At 44.0% G+C, this 2,588-nt stretch carries 2 protein-coding genes and 1 other RNA gene; all 3 read right to left on the reverse strand.

Annotated elements, in window-relative coordinates; all coding sequences use genetic code 11:
- The coding region (locus CAG69_RS22715; protein ID WP_202600709.1) for a TnsA endonuclease N-terminal domain-containing protein at positions 1-235 on the reverse strand (235 nt) is incomplete at its 3' end.
- Between the two features lie 123 nt (positions 236-358).
- Positions 359-455, reverse strand: an RNA gene (gene ffs / locus CAG69_RS06225) — signal recognition particle sRNA small type.
- A gap of 137 nt (positions 456-592) precedes the next feature.
- Positions 593-2,575: a GGDEF domain-containing protein gene (locus CAG69_RS06230; RefSeq protein ID WP_237668042.1), complete on the reverse strand. Its 1,983-nt coding sequence runs from the start codon at positions 2,573-2,575 to the stop codon at positions 593-595.
- Between the last annotated feature and the right edge of the window lie 13 nt (positions 2,576-2,588).

The following is a 2,588-nucleotide window of genomic DNA, read 5'->3' on the forward strand; positions in this document are numbered from 1 at the left end:
CGTCATGGTAGATAACTAGAAAGTCGGGAGTGTAAGGGCGCCTCTTTCCATTGAAGTCATAGTAGAAACCCTCTGGCTGAGATTCATACCGAACTACATCTGGATCATATTCGAAATGATAGCAACAGTCTTTCTCCAAACTACCCTCACACATAACAGCGTCTCGGTTTTTTAGACTCGAGAACTTAAAGATGTTCTTGTTAGGTGACGGTTTGCGAAGATTACGGATATACATATGCGTCCCTTCTGTTGTAAAAAAAACAACCAAAGTAAGCTTAGGACACTTTATGGATTTTAAAAGGACAGATTATGGTTTTATTGGGACAGGTTATCGTTTTAACGACACTTTTAAAGGGTGGGACCCCAGCCACATCCCGGCACACAAGTCACCCGCTGCGGCTGCTTCCTTCCGGACCTGACCGAGTTCACGAGCTATTGTTGCGAGAGGACCAGAGCCCCATAATTCTTTTCGAGAGGACTTGCCTCAATCGATGGGGCGATTATTCAGTATCAGCCCTCATAATGCAAGAGCAAAAACCTTGAATTTCGTCATTTCATTACCGTTTGGACAAAACTCGATCAATTCATTCCTCTATGATTGAGCCACGTAACGATGAGAAGAAGAATAGCGGCGTGTTGACTGCTTACTTGAATACATATCTTCATCAGCTAAATGCATGGCTTGCTCTAAGCTCATGTGCTGTTCTCTTTTTGCAGAGACACCGATAGAGATACCCACAGACTCTAACTCACTACACAGTTTGCCTTTTACATCAATTCTGCTGAGCTCTTTCATTGCCCTATTTAATTCTGCTTGAGTCGGGTAGCCCAACAAGATGAACTCATCTCCCCCTATCCGGTAACTTTTCCCTGACCATACATAATGAATTTTTAGCGCCAATAATTGCAACACCTCATCACCAGCACGGTGACCGTACGTATCATTGATTCGTTTGAAGTGGTTAATATCCAAGTAAAGTATGGATAGATCTTTGTTTACGCCTTTTCGATGTTTTACTTGCAACGCGCGGCGATTTCTTAACCCCGTTAAATTGTCGGTATTCGATTGACGGTAAAGATAAAGCGAAACGCAAATCGCAAACAACAATACAAAGACAAACACAGCCTGTGTTTGCGTCGCCAGCCGAACCTCATATTCAAGCGCGGTACGCCAATCTGGGCGCAGGTCGTACTGGGCAATGATCTTATCAACTTCCAACATCGCTATCGCTCGACTGAAAAAAGGAGCAAGCATGGCACCTTTCTCGTTCGCCACCAATCCAACAGAAAGTTGTGACTGGTAAAACTCACCAATCGCCGTGTCCTGCTCTATCGGAACCAACTCGCTCAGACGTAAAAAGTGGTTGAGCATCGCGGTATCCATCGGAATGTAATCGACCTCTTCATTCAATAAACCCTGAATGAGTTCTTGTTGGGTACGATAACGTTTCAGCTCTTTTAGCGGTAAAAGTTGTGTCATCATTTGGTCGAAAAAGTCGTCCTCAACCACACCAATCCGCTCAGAGATCAACTGTGACACATGAGAGTAAGTGTTCGGCTTGTAACCTAAACGCTTGACCATAACGGATGCTGGTGAGTAATGGGGCTTGGGAAAGTAACTAAATTCATGTCGCTCGCGACTGACCGTTAACGGCGCTAAAATTTCAAAGCTCCCCTGCATAAACTCGTGATACATGGAGCCCCAACTTTCATTTGGCTCACTAATGATCACGCAGTTTAATGCCAAGATCTCACAGCTTCTCAGGACGACATCTGCCGTCATCCCTTCGATACTGCCGTCTTCGTTGTAAACAACATATGGAAAGATAGATTCGAGCTTGATCCGTATAGGCTCACTAAAATCGAGAGGTAATAAGCGAATAGATTCTCGCAATGCCGCTCGCCTGAGTTCAAATTGATACTGGGAGATCTCTTCACGAAGTTGCTTTTGCACTCCTTCCCCATGAATAAACGTAGCGAACGTATCCAACTCTTCGAGATGATGATCTTTTTTACTGATGATCGATACTGGCTTTATCGAAATCTGATCATTTAACATCTTAGCGTCAAAGCCCTCCAGCAGCATCGGCTTAAGCTGATTGATGGCATCGACTACGCCTTCAACAACGCCTGATCTCAGTAACGTTACCGCTTGCTCATGACCTTGATAAGAGACCTGTTTTAGCTCCGGGTAGTATTGTTTAAGTAATTCAGCGTAAACCGTATCTTTAGGGACGCCAACTCGTGAAATGTCACTCAACGTCGAGTCTTTTAATCCAAAAAGGTAGGTATATTCGATATTAGTTGGACGGGAGTAACTAAAGCGTTGAGCACGCTCTTCTGTGTAAGTGATATTCGCAGCAAAGTCCGCTTCCCCATTCGCGACGGAATTTAGAATGGCATCAAAGCTGGAATAGTTCACATATTGAACGGTAAAGCCGAGCTCTTTCGATGCAGCATTAAAAAGAACACGGGTGACGACATCATCCGCTTCTGTCGCAACTTTATAATGAGCAATTAAAGGTGATTCAGCTTTTACATTCAAACTCAGTAGGCAACAAGTAAAAAGCAACAGTGTTCGAGCAAAG

Origin of the sequence: Vibrio sp. V43_P6S15P86 (genome assembly GCF_009904725.1) — a bacterium.
Lineage (GTDB): Bacteria > Pseudomonadota > Gammaproteobacteria > Enterobacterales > Vibrionaceae > Vibrio > Vibrio diabolicus.